The sequence below is a fragment of the Vibrio sp. B1ASS3 genome, from assembly GCF_905175355.1.
Classification (GTDB): domain Bacteria; phylum Pseudomonadota; class Gammaproteobacteria; order Enterobacterales; family Vibrionaceae; genus Vibrio; species Vibrio owensii.
The window spans coordinates 3,387,993-3,404,809 of sequence record NZ_HG992742.1 but is presented as its reverse complement, the minus strand read 5'-3'; the positions used below and the strand labels follow the sequence as shown (position 1 = coordinate 3,404,809).

The window sequence follows — 16,817 nt, the reverse complement described above, 5'->3', positions numbered from 1 at the left end:
TAATTGTGACCATCTCTTTATTCATATTATTGCTCGCGCTGGGCGCTTTTGTAGGCGTGATGGCTGGGCTTCTTGGTATCGGAGGCGGGCTAATTGTTGTACCTGCACTACTTTATCTTCTTCCTCTTGCTGGTATCTCTCCAGAGATGAGCATGCACATGGCGTTAGCAACGTCATTAGCGAGCATCATCGTCACTTCGGGCTCATCGGCGCTTAATCACCTCAAGCTTGGTAACGTCGATATGTACGTTGTCAAATGGCTGATGCCTGGCGTGGTGATTGGCGGTTTTGTTGGTGCCAATATTGCCGAGTGGATCCCAACTCATTACTTGCCGAAAGTGTTCGGTGTGATTGTGTTGTGTTTGGCAATACAGATGTTTCGCTCCATTAAAACCAAAAGTGAGAAGCCAATGCCGAGTAGTCCGGTCACTGTTATGTACGGAACGGGAATTGGTGTGGTATCAAGTCTTGCTGGTATTGGCGGTGGTTCGCTGTCGGTGCCTTTCTTAAACAAGCATGGTATTGAAATGCGTAAAGCGGTTGGCTCCTCTTCGGTGTGCGGCTGCGTGATTGCTATTTCGGGCATGATTGGATTCATCTTACATGGCTACAAGGTAGAAGGGTTACCTGACTACAGTGTCGGTTATGTTTACCTGCCAGCTTTAGCGGCGATTGCGATGACGTCGATGCTCACGACGAAAGTCGGCGCGAAGATGGCAACCAACCTTCCTACAGCGGTCTTGAAGAAGATTTTTGCTGTGTTCTTGATGTTTGTTGCAGCGACCATGCTGCTGTAAAGTCCACCTGTTTTATTAGTAATAAGAAGAGAATGATTTATGTCTCAGGGATACTTTGAATTTCCCAATATTGATCCGGTTTTAGTCTCTATTGGTCCTGTTTCTGTTCGTTGGTACGGTTTGATGTACCTAGTCGGCTTCATGTTCGCACTATGGTTGGCAAATCGTCGTGCAGATAAGCCGGGTAGTGGTTGGACGCGTGAGCAAGTTTCTGACTTGTTGTTTGCGGGTTTCCTTGGGGTAGTGATTGGTGGCCGTGTTGGCTATGTGATTTTCTACAACTTTGATTTGTTCTTGGCTGACCCGTTATACCTATTCAAAGTTTGGACTGGTGGTATGTCGTTCCACGGCGGTCTGTTAGGTGTAATCACTGCCATGTTCTGGTATGCACATAAGAATGGTCGCACTTTCTTTGGTGTGGCTGACTTCGTGGCGCCATTGGTTCCATTTGGCCTTGGCATGGGCCGTATGGGGAACTTCATGAACAGCGAGCTTTGGGGACGTGTAACAGACGTGCCATGGGCGATCATCTTCCCGAATGGCGGTCCATTGCCTCGTCACCCATCTCAGCTTTATGAGATGTTCCTAGAGGGCATTGTGCTGTTCTTCATTCTGAACTGGTTCATCAAAAAGCCTCGTCCTTTAGGTGCGGTATCAGGGCTATTTTTAGCAGGATATGGTACATTCCGTTTCCTAGTTGAGTTTGTCCGCGAACCGGATGCACAGCTTGGTCTATTTGGTGGTTACATTTCGATGGGACAAATCCTATCTTCACCGATGATCATTCTGGGTGTTCTAATGATGGTTTGGGCGTACAAACGTGGTCTTTACCAAGACAAAGTCCAAGCAGAAACGAAGTAAGGAATTGGTGTGAAACAGTATTTAGATTTGTGTCAGCGTATCGTTGACCAAGGCACTTGGGTTGAAAACGAACGTACAGGCAAACGTTGCCTAACGGTAATCAACGCAGACTTGACCTACGATGTTGCTAACAATCAATTCCCATTAGTGACGACACGTAAGAGCTTTTGGAAAGCGGCAGTTGCTGAGCTACTTGGTTACATCCGTGGCTACGACAACGCAGAAGACTTCCGTAAGCTGGGTACCAAAACGTGGGATGCGAACGCAAACCTAAATGAAGCATGGTTGAACAACCCATTCCGTAAGGGCGAAGACGACATGGGACGCGTATACGGCGTTCAAGGTCGTTCATGGGCGAAGCCAGATGGCGGTCATATCGACCAGTTGCGTAAGATTGTGGATGATTTGACGCGCGGTGTTGATGACCGTGGTGAAATCCTAAACTTCTACAACCCGGGTGAGTTCCATATGGGGTGTTTGCGTCCATGTATGTACAGCCACCACTTCTCACTGTTAGGTGACACGCTGTACCTAAACAGCACGCAGCGCTCTTGTGACGTTCCGCTAGGTCTGAATTTCAACATGGTTCAAGTGTATGTGTTCTTGGCAATCATGGCGCAAATTACAGGTAAGAAACCTGGTCAGGCTTACCATAAGATTGTTAACGCACACATCTACGAAGATCAGCTTGCACCAATGCGTGACATCCAGTTGAAGCGTGAGCCACTAAAAGCGGCAACCTTCCACATCAACCCAGAAATCAAATCGCTAGAAGATTTGGAAACATGGGTAACCCTAGATGACTTCTGGGTAGAAGGTTACGAACACCACGATCCAATTCAGTACCCGTTCTCAGTTTAACGAGTATATTGAGTTTTCTAAGCCGCCTTTATGGGCGGCTTTTTTACGCCCGAAGGGCGGGGGGAGGAGGGAACAGGCTCGCCCTACAGAACGCTGCGCTTCGAGATTTGAGCGGGAATAAAAGATCCCCAACTCGCTCGTGCCTCGCTCTTGAGGATGACGTTCAGTCACTCTCAAATCAAACGGTGTCATTCCCGAAAGCGACGAAGGAGCGTCGTCGGGAATCTCTTTTACCACAGTTTACTGCGTGATTAAGAAATGAAAGCACTTTGCTGTAGGTAGCGAGAGTGTGGCGCTGGAAGCTCAGTGAAGGTTAGAGAGTATTGACAGAACTTCCCGTCCTAGGTGGATATAATCGAGTCTTATCCCTTATCCCTTATCCCTTATCCCTTATCCCTTATCCCTTATCCCTTATCCCTTATCCCTTATCCCTTATCCCTTATCCCTTATCCCTTATCCCTTATCCCTTATCCCTTATCCCGAAGCGTAGCGTTCCATAGGGCGAGCCCGTTTTCGCTTCCCCAAAACGAAAAAAGGCCCCACCGAAGTGGAGCCTAAAATAAGCGATGGTAATCTTATTATTATGCTGTCAGAGCAAGGATAGAGCCTGGTAGCACGATGAATACTGCCAGTAGGTAACCTGCTACAACCGCTTTATTCTTAATAGCTAGTTCTGAAATCACTTCTGCACATTTCACTGGAATCTCACGTAGGAACGGGATACCGAAGATGAACAATGTCGCCAGAATGTTGAACGTTAGGTGTACTAGTGCAATTTGCAGTGCGAATACTGCGAACTCGCCAGATACCGCTGTTGCTGCTAGTAGAGCCGTGATACATGTACCGATGTTTGCACCTAGAGTGAATGGGTAGATGTCACGTACTTTTAGAACACCTGAGCCTACTAGTGGAACCATTAGACTTGTTGTCGTAGAAGAAGACTGAACAAGAACAGTAACTACAGAGCCCGATACGATACCGTGGATAGGACCACGACCGATTGCGTTCTTAAGGATGTCACGTGCACGACCAACCATTAGGCTCTTCATTAGCTTACCCATAACCGTGATAGCTACGAAGATAGTACCGATACCTAGAGCGATTAGCGCTACGCCACCCATAGTGTCGCCAAATGTTGCTAGTGGCTCTTTGATTGCACTTACTACTGGTTTAGTGATTGGCTTGATGAAATCAAAGCCTTTCATGCTCATATCACCTGTATTTAGCAATGGCGATACCAACCAGTGAGAGATTTTCTCTAGGATGCCGAACATCATTTCCAATGGTAGGAAGATCAGTACTGCAAGTAGGTTAAAGAAGTCGTGGATTGTTGCGCTTGCGAATGCACGTTTGAATTCATCTTTACAACGAACGTGACCAAGCGAAACAAGTGTATTTGTTACGGTTGTACCGATGTTAGCACCCATTACCATAGGGATAGCGGTTTCTACAGGTAGACCACCTGCAACCAAGCCCACAATAATAGAAGTTACGGTACTTGAAGACTGGATCAGTGCCGTAGCTACCAAACCGATCATTAGACCTGCGACTGGGTGAGACGCAAATTCAAAGAGTACTTTAGCTTGATCGCCAGTTGCCCATTTGAAGCCGCTACCAACCATAGATACTGCTAGAAGAAGCAGATACAACATGAATGCCAAGTTAGCCCAGCGTAACCAGCGAGTCGTGCTCGAGATTGGTGCTGCTGTAGAAGTAGCTTGGTTCATCATAATTTTCTCCGTGGACCTTTCAGTTCGTTTATTTGGTCTGTTGTTGAAACTGAGGGCGATGTTAGAGATGAAATATTTCAGTAATATGACAGTTCAGTTTCTATGGAGAATTTTTATTATTCTTTTTGATAGTTATCTGTGAAGAAAAATTCACATGAAAATAAGTCATTGATTTTATATGATTTAATTTCACTTTTGTTTTGTTGATAAGTTTTCAGAGCAGATTAAAAAAGTGCGTTTTGCTTCAAGTTTTATGACAGTATGAATATGATATTTTCGGTAAAACTGTTGTTTTCTTGTGTTTGTGTAGGTTTTGTCGAAATTATTGTTTGTCGTTGTCACATTTGATATAAAAAGTGTCATCTTCTTTCTAGGGAATGGCTATGTCGCACTTAAACTATAACCACCTTTATTACTTCTGGATGGTGTGTAAACAAGGCTCGGTAACAAAAGCTGCCGATGCATTATTCCTGACGCCACAAACTGTGACAGGACAGATTAAAGCACTTGAAGACCGTATGAAGGGGAAGTTGACCAAACGTAATGGTCGTACGGTAGAGCCAACAGAGCTTGGACAGCTGGTATTTAAGTACGCAGATCGTATGTTTGGGTTGAGCTACGAAATGCTCGATATCGTCAACTATAGCCAACACTCCAATATCCTATTCGAAGTCGGCGTTGCCGATGCCCTCTCTAAACGTCTCGTCAGTAAAGTGCTGATGACCACGGTTCCAGAGGACAATAGTATTCACTTACGTTGTTATGAATCGACTCACGAACTGTTGCTAGAGCGTTTATCACAACACAAGTTGGATATGATCCTTTCTGACTGTCCAGTAGATTCGACGCAAAGCCCTGGCCTATATAGTAAAAAGCTTGGTGAAAGCAGCATGAGCTTTTTTGCTTCGTCAGAAACTCCAGACGTCAAGTTCCCCGAAATCCTAGAGAAGAAGAAGCTACTTATCCCAGCAAGCCGAACAGCAATGGGGCGAAAAGTACTGCAGTGGTTTGATCGTCAAGGATTGCAACCAGATGTATTGGGTGAATTTGATGATGTGGCGTTAATGAAGGCCTTTGCTCGATATCGCGATGATGTCATTTTCTTAGCACCGACGGTGTACATGTCCGAGATTGAGGACGATCGCAATTTGCAATTAATTGGGCATGTTGACGATTTGAAGGAAGAGTATTACGTCATCTTTGCTGAGCGAATGATACAACACCCAGCAGTAAAGAACGTTTGCGATGCAGATTTTAGCCAAATGTTTGAATGAACACGTTCCGTTGCGCAAATAAATAGATTACTATCGACAAAATTATAACTCGAAATTATAAAATCTTTGTAACACAACAAACTGGCCAGGGTTGGGGAAAGTAAGTTGTAGCTAGAGGTCCTGCAGATGAATCTACAAGAAATGGAGAAAAACTCCGCTAAAGCTGTCGTGTTGCTCAAAGCAATGGCAAATGAAAGACGCCTACAAATCCTGTGCATGCTGCATAACCAAGAGCTTTCGGTTGGAGAGCTTTGCGCAAAACTAGAGTTGAGCCAGTCGGCATTGTCTCAACACTTAGCTTGGCTTCGACGCGATGAATTGGTTGCGACACGAAAAGAAGCACAAACGGTGTACTACACATTAAAGAGTGATGAAGTGAAGGCATTAATCCAAACACTTCATGGTCTTTATTGTGCAGAAGCCATGTGATGACAGGTCACATACAAGAAAAGCTGGCATTGCCAGCTTTTTTATTGTCTTGAATTCGAGCTACACGAATTTTAGTATAAAAAAACCGGCAAGAGCCGGTTTTTTCTTCACTGTAAAATCAAGTTTCTATTAAAGAGCTTTGATTTGTGCAGCGAAACGAGACTTATGACGTGCTGCTTTGTTCTTATGAACAAGGCCTTTAGTCGCCATACGGTCTAGGATAGGTGTAACTGCAGCGAATGCAGCAGTTGCAGCTTCTTTGTCGCCTGCTTCGATAGCAGCAACAGTTTTCTTCATGTAAGTACGCATCATTGAGCGACGGCTAGCATTGTGCTGACGACGTTTCTCAGCTTGGATAGCGCGCTTCTTAGCAGATTTACTATTTGCCAAGGGTCTAACTCCCAAAAACTTATTTCTATGACAATTTAAGGGCGAGGACTATCCCTCATTTGCGCCTAAATGTCAAATGATTTGTGCAAAAACCAATCGAAACCAAAACAAATTTTGGTAACAAAGGTCATCGCGGTTAAGATGGCGGGGATTCTAACAGCATTTTTAGACCATTGCTAATAATTATCCGCCTAGATCTAACAATAAACGGATATATTTTTAACGCCCATTTGTAGCTTTCAAAGGCTTAGAGGAATAGGGTTGGCTATCTTTTGGTGATATTCCGAGGTTACAGTGAGTAAACGACTGCTCAAGTCTGGCATGATCGTCAGTGCCATGACATTAATTTCGCGCGTCCTAGGTTTAGTTCGTGATGTGGTAGTAGCAAACTTGATGGGTGCAGGCGCGAGTGCCGACGTCTTCTTCTTTGCCAATAAAATCCCTAACTTTTTACGCCGTCTGTTTGCTGAAGGCGCGTTTTCTCAAGCCTTTGTGCCAGTACTAACTGAAAGTCACGCACAAGGGGATATGGATAAAACCCGTGAGTTGATTGCTCGTGCGGCCGGTACGTTAGGCGTGATTGTTTCTATTGTTACCATACTCGGGGTTTTGGGTTCCGGTGTGGTGACCGCGCTGTTTGGTTTTGGTTGGTTCTTAGACTGGATGCATGGCGGCCCAGCAGCTGAGAAGTTCGAACTTGCTAGCGTCATGCTCAAGATTACCTTTCCTTATTTATGGTTCATCACTTTTGTTGCGCTTTCTGGTGCGATCCTCAATACCTTAGGTAAGTTTGCGGTCTCTTCTTTTACGCCTGTCTTCCTTAACGTGATGATCATTTTGGCGGCGTGGTTTATTTCGCCTCAGATGTCGCAACCAGAAATCGGTCTTGCTATTGGCGTATTGCTAGGTGGCCTTGTTCAGTTTCTATTCCAGATTCCCTTCCTTATTAAAGCGGGAGTGATGGTCAAGCCTAAATGGGGCTGGCGCGATCCGGGTGTGGTGAAGATCCGTACCTTAATGATTCCTGCTCTGTTTGGTGTGTCGGTAAGCCAAATCAACTTACTGTTTGATACCTTTATTGCCAGTTTCCTACAAACCGGTTCGATCAGTTGGTTGTACTATTCCGATCGTTTATTGGAATTCCCATTAGGTCTGTTTGGTATCGCGATTGCCACGGTGATTCTTCCTGCACTATCACGTAAACACGTAGACGCACACAGTGAAGGTTTTGCACACACCATGGATTGGGGTGTACGTATGGTTACCTTACTCGGTATTCCTGCAATGCTTGGTTTGATGGTACTAGCAAAGCCAATGTTGATGGTGCTATTCATGCGCGGTGAGTTTTCTCCGCAAGACGTACATCAAGCCTCTCTCTCTTTATTAGCGTATGCATCAGGTCTGCTTAACTTCATGCTGATTAAAGTGCTTGCGCCAGGTTACTACTCGCGTCAAGACACCAAAACCCCAGTGAAGTACGGCATCATTGCAATGGTGACGAATATGGTCTTCAACGCGATCTTTGCATACTTCTACGGTTACGTTGGTCTTGCTATTGCGACGGCGCTTTCTGCTTTTGTAAACATGGCGCTGCTATACCGCGGCTTGCACATTGCCGGTGTGTACCAAATCACTAAGCGAACTGTCTTCTTTATTATACGTTTGGTGATAGCTGGTGCAGCGATGGTTGCGGCTATTCTATGGCAACTTGAAGACATGTCTGTGTGGTTGGATTGGAGCTTTGCTCACCGTAGTGGTGTGCTAGGAATGTTGATTGGACTTGGTGCTGTCGTTTACCTAGCCGTTGTGTTTTTACTCGGCGTACGTTTAAAAGACCTAAAAGCTGGGACAGAATAAGGTTGATTGGTATATAATCCGTCAGTTTCACACAGTGCAAAGTAAAAACAGAGGCATAAAGCAGTATCCAATGGAACTGATCAGAGGCATTCACAATATCAAGTCGCGCCATCATGGTTGCGTGCTGACTGTTGGCAATTTCGATGGCGTACATAGAGGCCATCAACAAGTATTGCAGCAAGTGTCTGAGCAAGCGGAGAAACTTTCGTTGCCTTCGGTTGTGATGACCTTTGAACCTCAGCCGATGGAGCTGTTTGCTCGAGATAAGGCACCTGCGAGGTTAACGCGACTGCGTGATAAATTTGTTCAGCTGAGTAAGCTCGACATTGATCGCTTGCTTTGCGTTAACTTCAATCGTCATTTTGCTGACCTAACGGCGGAAGAGTTTATCCGTGACTTGTTGGTTGGTCGATTGGGTGTTAAGTTTCTTGTCATTGGTGATGATTTCTGTTTCGGCAAAGGTCGAACAGGTAATTTTGCGATGTTACAAGAAGCAGGGGAAAAGTACGGCTTTGAAGTCGTAAGTACCCAAAGCTTTTGTTTACAGCAATTACGAGTGAGTAGCACTGCGATTCGCAAAGCGCTGGCTCGTGATGATTTGCATTCCGCGCAGGAGATGCTGGGAAGAGATTACAGTATCAGCGGTCGTGTTTCACACGGAAGAAAGCTAGGTCGAACCATTGGGTTCCCAACGGCAAATATTCCGTTGAAGCGCTGTGTTTCTCCGGTTTCCGGAGTCTATGTTGTTCAAGCGCTTGGCTTAGGAGATGAGCCGATTGGTGGCGTCGCTAACATTGGTCAACGACCGACAGTTAATGGTGTTCGCCAACAGTTAGAAGTACACTTATTCGACTTTCATGCTGATTTATATGGTAAACAGCTAGAAGTGAAACTTTTGCATAAACTTAGAGACGAGCAAAAGTTTGAGTCGTTTGAAGCACTTAAACAACAAATCGTATTGGATGCTGAAGCAGCAAGGGTGTGGCTGCGTCAGCTTAAGCGTTGAGCGGTTTATTCCACCGTGCAACATAATGTCTAATTTTCGCCCAATATAACGGAATTAAGAATCGATGAGTGAGTATAAAGATACCCTGAACTTACCTGAAACAGGGTTTCCAATGCGCGGCAACCTGGCTAATCGTGAGCCAGAAATGCTTAAGCGTTGGTACAAAGAAGATCTTTACGGTGAAATCCGTAAAGCTAAAAAAGGCAAAAAGTCATTCGTACTGCACGATGGCCCTCCTTATGCGAACGGTGACATTCACATTGGTCACGCACTAAACAAGATTCTTAAAGACATTATTATTAAATCCAAAACACTTTCAGGTTTTGACGCACCTTACATCCCAGGCTGGGACTGCCACGGTCTACCAATCGAATTGATGGTAGAGAAGAAAGTCGGCAAACCAGGTCAAAAAGTGACAGCAGCCGAGTTCCGCGAGAAATGTCGTGAGTACGCTGCAGGTCAGGTTGAAGGTCAAAAAGAGAGCTTCAAGCGTCTTGGCATCATGGGTGAGTGGGACAAGCCATACCGCACTATGGATTTCGCAACTGAAGCGAACATCATCCGTGCACTTGGTAAGATCGCAAGCAAAGGTCACCTACTGAAAGGTTTTAAACCAGTTCACTGGTGTACAGACTGTGGCTCAGCACTGGCTGAAGCTGAAGTTGAGTACAAAGATAAAGTATCGCCATCTATCGACGTTCGTTTTAAAGCGGCTGACGAAGCGGCGCTGCTATCTAAGTTTGAACTGACAGAAGGTCATGAAGGTCACGGTGACGTATCTATCGTTATCTGGACAACAACACCTTGGACACTGCCAGCAAACCGCGCAGTATGTCTACGTGATGATCTAGAGTACGTACTTATCCAAACAGAAGGCGACAACGCTGAGCGTATCATCGTTGCTGCTGAGCTGGCGAAAGACGTAATGGACCGTGCGGGTATCGAGCACTTCCACAACCTTGGCTTTGCTAAAGGTGCGGATCTAGAGCTTTCTCAATTCCAACACCCATTCTACGATTTCACTGTACCGGCGATCCTTGGTGATCACGTTACAACTGATTCAGGTACTGGTGTTGTTCACACTGCACCTGGTCATGGTCAAGAAGACTTCGCGGTTGGTAACAAGTACAACCTAGAAGTAGCAAACCCAGTTGGCTCAAACGGCGTTTACCTACCAGATACAGAGCTATTTGCTGGTCAGCACGTATTTAAGGCGAACGATGCAGTAGTAGAAGTACTGAAAGAAAAAGGTGCACTACTACACCACCACGCTTACGAGCACAGCTACCCACACTGTTGGCGTCATAAGACTCCAATCATCTTCCGTGCTACGCCTCAATGGTTCGTTTCTATGGACCAAGCAGGCCTACGTGCTAAAGCACTAGAGTCAATCAAGAACGTAGAGTGGATGCCTGAGTGGGGTCAAAGCCGCATCGAAGGTATGATCGAAGGTCGCCCTGAGTGGTGTATCTCTCGTCAACGTACTTGGGGTGTGCCAATTGCTCTGTTTGTTCATAAAGAAACAGCAGAACTTCATCCAAACACGCTAGAGCTGATCGAGAAAGTCGCTAAGCTGGTTGAAGAAAAAGGCATCCAAGCATGGTGGGATGTGGACGCAGCTGAACTACTAGGTGCTGACGCTGACCAATACGAAAAAGTACTCGATACGCTAGACGTATGGTTCGATTCAGGTGTGACTCACTTCTCTGTTGTTGATGCTCGTGAAGAGTACAACGGCAACAGTGCAGACCTATACCTAGAAGGTTCTGACCAACACCGCGGTTGGTTCCAGTCTTCTCTAATTTCATCTATCGCGATGAAAGACGAAGCGCCTTACAAACAAGTACTGACACACGGTTTCGTGGTTGATGGTCACGGTCGTAAGATGTCGAAATCTATCGGTAACGTGGTTGCGCCAAAAGACGTAACGAACAAGCTAGGTGCTGACATTCTTCGTTTATGGGTTGCTTCAACAGACTACACTGGTGAAGTTGCGGTTTCTGATGAAATCCTAAAACGCAGCGCAGATGCGTACCGTCGTATCCGTAACACAGCGCGTTTCTTCCTTGCTAACCTAAGCGGCTTCAACCCTGAAACAGACATCGTTCCTGTTGAAGAGATGGTTGCGCTAGATCGCTGGGCGGTTGGTCGTGCACTAGCAGCACAAGAAGAGATCGTTAAAGCATACGAAGATTACAACACACACGGTGTAACTCAGCGTCTAATGCAATTCTGTTCAATCGAAATGGGCTCTTTCTACCTAGACGTAATTAAAGACCGTCAGTACACAGCAAAACGTGGCGGCAACGCTCAACGTAGCTGCCAGACTGCACTTTACTACATCGTAGAAGCGCTAGTTCGTTGGATGGCGCCAATCATGTCGTTCACAGCAGATGAAATCTGGAACGAAATGCCAGGCGAGCGCGACAAGTTCGTATTCACTGGTGAGTGGTTCGGCGGCCTATTCGGTCTTGCTGAAGGTGAAGAGCTGAACAACGAATTCTGGACTGAGATCCAAGCGGTTCGTGGTGCAGTAAACAAACTTCTAGAAGATGCGCGTAAAGAGAAAACCATCGGTGGTGCACTACAAGCTGAAGTGACGCTATTTGCTGATGACGCACTAGCGGCGAAGATCAACAAGCTTGAAGATGAACTGCGCTTTGTTCTACTAACATCTGCTGCGAAAGTTAAGCCTCTAGGTGAGAAGACGGATGCAGCACAAGCGACAGATATCGAAGGCTTGTTTGTTGAAGTAGCAGCAGCTGAAGGCGAGAAGTGTGACCGTTGTTGGCACCACACGCCAGACGTAGGCACAATCGAAGGTCACGAGAAGATCTGTGGTCGTTGTGTGTCTAACGTAGACGGCGAAGGTGAAGTACGTAAATTCGCGTAATTGCCTAGAACGACTGAACTTTTTTTAAAATTAACAGCCCCAGTATTTACTGGGGCTGTTTGTAGGTAAAGTAATGAGTGAAAAAGCACTGACGTTAAAGCAATCTGGAGTTCGCTGGCTTTGGTTAGCAATTCTGGTATTTATTGCAGATATTGGCATCAAATTGGTGGTGATGGACAACATGGGCTACGGATGGGCAAACCGAATTGAGGTGCTGCCATTCTTCAACCTACTTTATGTTCATAACTACGGTGCAGCATTCAGCTTCTTGAGCGATCAAGCGGGTTGGCAGCGCTGGTTGTTCACCGGTATTGCGTTTGTTGTGACAGGTCTTTTGACCTACTGGATGAGCAAGCTTCCAGCCAAAGAAAAATGGAACAACATCGCTTACGCACTGATTATTGGTGGTGCAGTGGGCAACGTGTTTGACCGTGTTGTTCACGGCTTTGTTGTTGATTACCTAGACTTCTTCTGGGGTAACTACCACTGGCCAGCATTCAACCTTGCAGATACAACTATCTGTATTGGTGCGGCAATGATCATTCTTGATGGCTTCCGCAAAAAGGACGCTGACAAGTAATCTTTTGCGATATATCGAATAACCCTAAGCGTCGTCCGTTGATTCGGACGACGCTTTTTATTATGTTGGAGCCCAATCCGCGCATCTTCGTACAATAAAAAGCAATCACAGTACGTGATCAGATAGAGCGTAGGAAACCCAAGAACAAGGAAGCAGTAACGTGACAACAATAAATCAAGATTCAGCAGTAACGCTGCACTTCACCATCAAAATGCAAGATGGCTCTGTAGCGGACAGCACACATAATATGGGCAAGCCTGCTAAGTTCATTATGGGCGACGGCAGCTTGAGTGAGAACTTTGAGCAATGCCTACTAGGCTTACAAGTAGGCGAGCAAGAGGCAATTGAACTAAAAGCGACGGACGCTTTTGGCATGCCGAACCCAGACCATATCCACCATATGGACCGCACTAAATTTGTTGGCGAAGCGGAAGTTGAAGTCGGCACGATCATGGCATTTAGCGGTCCTGATGGAATGGAGATCCCGGGCATCATTACTGAGATTGCTGGCGACTCAGTAACAGTGGACTTCAACCATCCACTCGCGGGACAAGACGTGACTTTCGAAGTCGAAATTTTGTCAGTAGAATAGCGAACCAAATAAAAGATAACTTCCATGAGCAATGAAATGAAAATCCTGTTAGCTAACCCACGTGGTTTCTGTGCTGGTGTTGACCGCGCGATTAGCATCGTAGAGCGTGCGCTAGAGATGTATCAGCCACCTATCTATGTTCGACATGAAGTGGTGCATAACCGTTTTGTGGTTGAAGGTCTAAAACAGCGTGGTGCTATCTTCGTTGAAGAACTGCATGAAGTGCCAGACAACAACATTGTGATTTTCTCCGCTCATGGTGTATCTCAAGCCGTTCGTCAAGAAGCGAAGTCTCGTGACCTAACGGTATTCGATGCGACCTGTCCGCTGGTAACCAAAGTACATATGGAAGTAGCGCGCGCGAGCCGTCGAAATATGGAAGTGGTACTGATCGGTCATGCTGGTCACCCAGAAGTGGAAGGCACAATGGGTCAGTACTCTAGCGAGACGGGCGGTATGTACCTTGTGGAAACGCCAGCCGATGTTGAGAAGCTAAAATCGATCGTGAAAGATCCATCGGATCTGCACTACGTTAGCCAAACAACATTGTCTGTCGATGAAACCGCAGACGTAATTGAAGAGTTACGCCGCGTATTCCCAGAGATTCAAGGTCCTCGCAAAGATGACATCTGCTACGCGACGCAAAACCGTCAAGATGCTGTGCGTGAGCTCTCTGCTGATGTTGATGTGATGGTCGTTGTGGGTTCTAAAAACTCATCGAACTCAACACGTTTAAAAGAACTGGCTGAAAAGCTAGGCACACCAGGTTACCTAACAGACTGCCCAGAAGACATCATGCCTGAGTGGTTTGAGGGTAAAGTAAAAGTTGGCGTGACGGCGGGGGCATCTGCACCAGAAGAGTTGGTAAACCAAATCCTAGATCGCATCAAAGAACTGGTTGGTGCTGAGGCAGTAGATGAAGTGCTTGGTCGTGAAGAGAACATGTTCTTCGAAGTACCAAAAGAGCTGCAAATTAAGCAAGTCGATTAAAACCAATCAAACACCAAAAAGGCGACCACAAGGTCGCCTTTTTCATTGGGGATTTCTACACGATTTCGCCAGAATTTAAGCTTAGTGACTGATACCTAACAGCTCTTTGAGCACTTTTAGGTAGCGACGGCTCACCGGGATCTCAAAGCCGGTTTTGGTGATGATTTCTGCCAGCCCGTTTTCGAGTAGCTTAATCTCGCTGATGGCTTTAATGCTGACCAGATACTGTCGATGGCAACGCACCAATGGGGTTTTCTCTTCCAAGGTTTTTAGCGTGAGCTGTGTGCTGGCGGTTTGGCTGGTGGAGCGTACATGTACTCCGCTGATGTCACTGTAAGCGCACTCAACCGTTTCGGTTGCCATGATCACAATGCGGTTGTGTCCAATGCAAGGTATCTGGTCTAGGCTCTCGGGCGCGATGGCTGACAGTTGCTGAGTGAGCGCGGATTGACTTATTACTTTGTTCAGGCGCTTGACGGTTTTTGTCAAACGACATGGGTCTACGGGCTTGAGTAAGTAGTCGAACGCGTTGTCTTCAAAGGCTTGGATAGCGTATTGATCGTAGGCGGTCACAAACACCACGTAAGGCATGGTCTCTGGGTCTAACATGCCCAACAGCTCTATGCCCGTCACCTGTGGCATTTGGATGTCGAGAAACACCACATCAGGTTTGAGCTCATTGATCTTCTTTAGCCCCATGATGGCGTTTGACGCGTCGCCAATCACCTCAATCTGGCCTGTTTCATCCAATAGCTCTGCTAACTCTTCACGAGCAAATTGTTCATCATCAATGACGAGTGCGGTTAACATCCAAGACTACCTTTGTGCGTTTTCACTGTACTTATCGCGAGTGGGGAATGATAAAACTCATTTTAGTAAATTGGTGCTGCTGAGAGGTAATTTTTAGCGCTGAATCACGCCCAAATTGATTCGATAAGCGCTTATCGACAATTTCCATCCCCAAACCAGAATGATTCTCTTTTGGTGGCTCATAGCTTCCTGCGTTGTCCTCTACGGTAATCAGTGCGCCTTGTGGGTGAGCTTGGCTGTAAATCTTCACTTTGCCGCCTTCTAACATATTGGAAATACCATGCTTGATGGCGTTCTCAACGAGCGGTTGAAGAGTAAAGCTCGGCAGTTTGATATCCAAAAGCTCTGGTTCAATATCAATTTCAACTTCTAAGCGATCAGTAAAGCGCGCCTTTTCTATAGATAAGTAGGAATTCACGTGTGCCAACTCTTCCTTTAGCGTCACGGTGTTGATGTTCTGCTTTAAGTTACTGCGGAAGAAGTGCGATAGGTTTTGGATCAGTTCTCGCGCCTTATCTGGATCTCGACGAGTAATGGCGCTGATGGTGTTTAGCGCATTAAACAAGAAGTGTGGGTTCACCTGTGCGTGCAGCAGTTTGATTTCTGCCTGAGCCAGCAGGGTTTGTTGTTGCTGATAATCACCATATAAGATCTGACTGGAAAGAAGCTGAGCAATGCCTTCTGCCATTGACATGTTCGCAGTAGAGAACAGTTTGCGTTTTGGTTCGTAAAGCTTAATGGTGCCTACCACTTCTTTACCTGCACGCAGAGGAATGATCAACGCAGATCCCAATTTGCAGTCTTGCGCCAATGAACATTGATATGGTCGCTCGCTACCATCAAGGTAGATGATGTCATTCTTCTCCATTGAATCGAGTGTGCTTTGCGATGAAATAGGAGTATTTGGCCTATGATGATCATCACCGATACCAACGAAAGCCAGAATCTTCTCTTGGTCGGTAATAGCGACCGCGCCGACCTTTGTTTCTTCATAAATAATACGGGCAATCTTATCGGCGTTTTCGCTGTTAAAGCCAGTACTCAGAATACCGACCGAGCGATCGGCAATGCTTAATGCACGGCGGGAAAAGGTTGCTGAATACTTTTCAAAAATGGTTTTACGATCTTGCAAAATGCTCATAAACAGAGCGGCACCAACGGAGTTAGCAATGATCATCGGAGCCGCAATCGCTGAAACCAGCTCATAGGCTTGGTCGAAAGGCTTGGCAACGGCGAGCAACAGAATCATCTGTACGATTTCCGCTACAAAAGTCACACTGAACACCACGCTTGGATTAAACAGCATTGCACCTTTGTTGCGCTTGATGAGGTAAACATGCAGCAAGCCACCAATCAAGCCTTCTGCTGTAGTCGAAATAGCGCAGGCTAAATCTGTAAAACCACCAAGGGTGTAACGGTGAATACCGCCCGTTAGTCCCACCGCGAAACCAACGACAGGGCCACCAAACAGGCCACCCATTACTGCTCCGATAGCGCGTGTATTAGCGATGGCGTCGTTAATCTGTAATCCGAAGTAGGTGCCAAGAATACAAAAGCCAGAGAAGAGCACATAACAAATGAGCCGATGGCTGAAGCGCGAAGAGATGCTCAGCAGAGGCAAAATGATCGGCGTTTTACTCAGCATGTAAGCCAACACTAAGTAAACACACATTTGTTGTAAAAGGGAGATGACCAGTTCCATAGCGAACCTAACCTAAAAATGATGTTTTTATTGTAAGTGAATTAA

General features: G+C 46.1%; 15 protein-coding genes. 11 read left to right on the top strand and 4 right to left on the bottom strand.

The annotated features are described in order from the left end of the window. Window positions 1–5: 5 nt before the first annotated feature. Genes KJB05_RS15425 through KJB05_RS15415 form a run of 3 tightly spaced genes read left to right on the top strand, consistent with a single transcriptional unit; the run spans window position 6 to window position 2,519 of the window. Entirely contained in the window at window positions 6–797 is a 792-nt protein-coding gene (locus KJB05_RS15425) for a sulfite exporter TauE/SafE family protein (protein ID WP_208445597.1), read from the top strand. A 39-nt stretch (window positions 798–836) separates the two neighbouring features. Continuing rightward, the gene (lgt, locus tag KJB05_RS15420; RefSeq protein ID WP_005434890.1) at window positions 837–1,658 is read left to right on the top strand and encodes a prolipoprotein diacylglyceryl transferase; all 822 of its coding nucleotides are present in this window, start codon (window positions 837–839) and stop codon (window positions 1,656–1,658) included. 9 nt (window positions 1,659–1,667) lie between these two features. Continuing rightward, on the top strand, window positions 1,668–2,519 hold the full coding sequence (locus KJB05_RS15415; protein WP_005434888.1) for a thymidylate synthase: 852 nt from the start codon (window positions 1,668–1,670) through the stop codon (window positions 2,517–2,519). 581 nt (window positions 2,520–3,100) lie between these two features. Here KJB05_RS15415 and KJB05_RS15410 read toward each other — a convergent pair. Beyond that, window positions 3,101–4,249: a Na/Pi symporter gene (locus KJB05_RS15410; RefSeq protein ID WP_005533254.1), complete on the bottom strand. Its 1,149-nt coding sequence runs from the start codon at window positions 4,247–4,249 to the stop codon at window positions 3,101–3,103. A 383-nt stretch (window positions 4,250–4,632) separates the two neighbouring features. On the opposite strand from KJB05_RS15410, the gene nhaR reads away from it, so the two are divergent. Together nhaR and KJB05_RS15400 are read left to right on the top strand one after the other, a co-directional pair. After that, complete coding sequence (gene nhaR / locus KJB05_RS15405) at window positions 4,633–5,523, top strand: transcriptional activator NhaR (RefSeq protein WP_010646590.1); 891 nt, start codon at window positions 4,633–4,635, stop codon at window positions 5,521–5,523. Window positions 5,524–5,649: 126 nt separating this feature from the next. Next, window positions 5,650–5,952, top strand: a complete 303-nt coding sequence (locus KJB05_RS15400; RefSeq protein ID WP_005440568.1) for a metalloregulator ArsR/SmtB family transcription factor — start codon at window positions 5,650–5,652, stop codon at window positions 5,950–5,952. A 129-nt stretch (window positions 5,953–6,081) separates the two neighbouring features. On the opposite strand, the gene rpsT is transcribed toward KJB05_RS15400, so the two are convergent. Further along, window positions 6,082–6,342 (bottom strand): 30S ribosomal protein S20, encoded by a 261-nt coding sequence (gene rpsT / locus KJB05_RS15395; RefSeq protein ID WP_005440571.1) that lies wholly within the window; start codon window positions 6,340–6,342, stop codon window positions 6,082–6,084. A gap of 294 nt (window positions 6,343–6,636) precedes the next feature. Between rpsT and murJ the strand changes: the two genes are divergently transcribed. From murJ to ispH, 6 genes are all read left to right on the top strand, one after another. Then, window positions 6,637–8,199: a murein biosynthesis integral membrane protein MurJ gene (murJ, locus tag KJB05_RS15390; RefSeq protein WP_009707694.1), complete on the top strand. Its 1,563-nt coding sequence runs from the start codon at window positions 6,637–6,639 to the stop codon at window positions 8,197–8,199. Between the two features lie 70 nt (window positions 8,200–8,269). Continuing rightward, window positions 8,270–9,205: a bifunctional riboflavin kinase/FAD synthetase gene (ribF, locus tag KJB05_RS15385; RefSeq protein WP_208445596.1), complete on the top strand. Its 936-nt coding sequence runs from the start codon at window positions 8,270–8,272 to the stop codon at window positions 9,203–9,205. A gap of 64 nt (window positions 9,206–9,269) precedes the next feature. Next, window positions 9,270–12,098, top strand: a complete 2,829-nt coding sequence (gene ileS / locus KJB05_RS15380; protein WP_208445595.1) for an isoleucine--tRNA ligase — start codon at window positions 9,270–9,272, stop codon at window positions 12,096–12,098. Window positions 12,099–12,171: 73 nt separating this feature from the next. After that, entirely contained in the window at window positions 12,172–12,678 is a 507-nt protein-coding gene (gene lspA / locus KJB05_RS15375; RefSeq protein WP_005440576.1) for a signal peptidase II, read from the top strand. A 160-nt stretch (window positions 12,679–12,838) separates the two neighbouring features. Then, window positions 12,839–13,270, top strand: coding sequence for an FKBP-type peptidyl-prolyl cis-trans isomerase (fkpB, locus tag KJB05_RS15370; protein ID WP_208445594.1), 432 nt, complete (start codon window positions 12,839–12,841; stop codon window positions 13,268–13,270). 24 nt (window positions 13,271–13,294) lie between these two features. Continuing rightward, window positions 13,295–14,260 (top strand): 4-hydroxy-3-methylbut-2-enyl diphosphate reductase, encoded by a 966-nt coding sequence (gene ispH, locus KJB05_RS15365; RefSeq protein WP_208445593.1) that lies wholly within the window; start codon window positions 13,295–13,297, stop codon window positions 14,258–14,260. An 81-nt stretch (window positions 14,261–14,341) separates the two neighbouring features. Here the strand turns inward: ispH and btsR are convergent, their stop codons facing one another. Together btsR and KJB05_RS15355 are read right to left on the bottom strand one after the other, a co-directional pair. Beyond that, on the bottom strand, window positions 14,342–15,070 hold the full coding sequence (gene btsR / locus KJB05_RS15360) for a two-component system response regulator BtsR (protein WP_208445592.1): 729 nt from the start codon (window positions 15,068–15,070) through the stop codon (window positions 14,342–14,344). Between the two features lie 31 nt (window positions 15,071–15,101). Then, entirely contained in the window at window positions 15,102–16,772 is a 1,671-nt protein-coding gene (locus KJB05_RS15355) for a sensor histidine kinase (protein WP_005425302.1), read from the bottom strand. Between the last annotated feature and the right edge of the window lie 45 nt (window positions 16,773–16,817).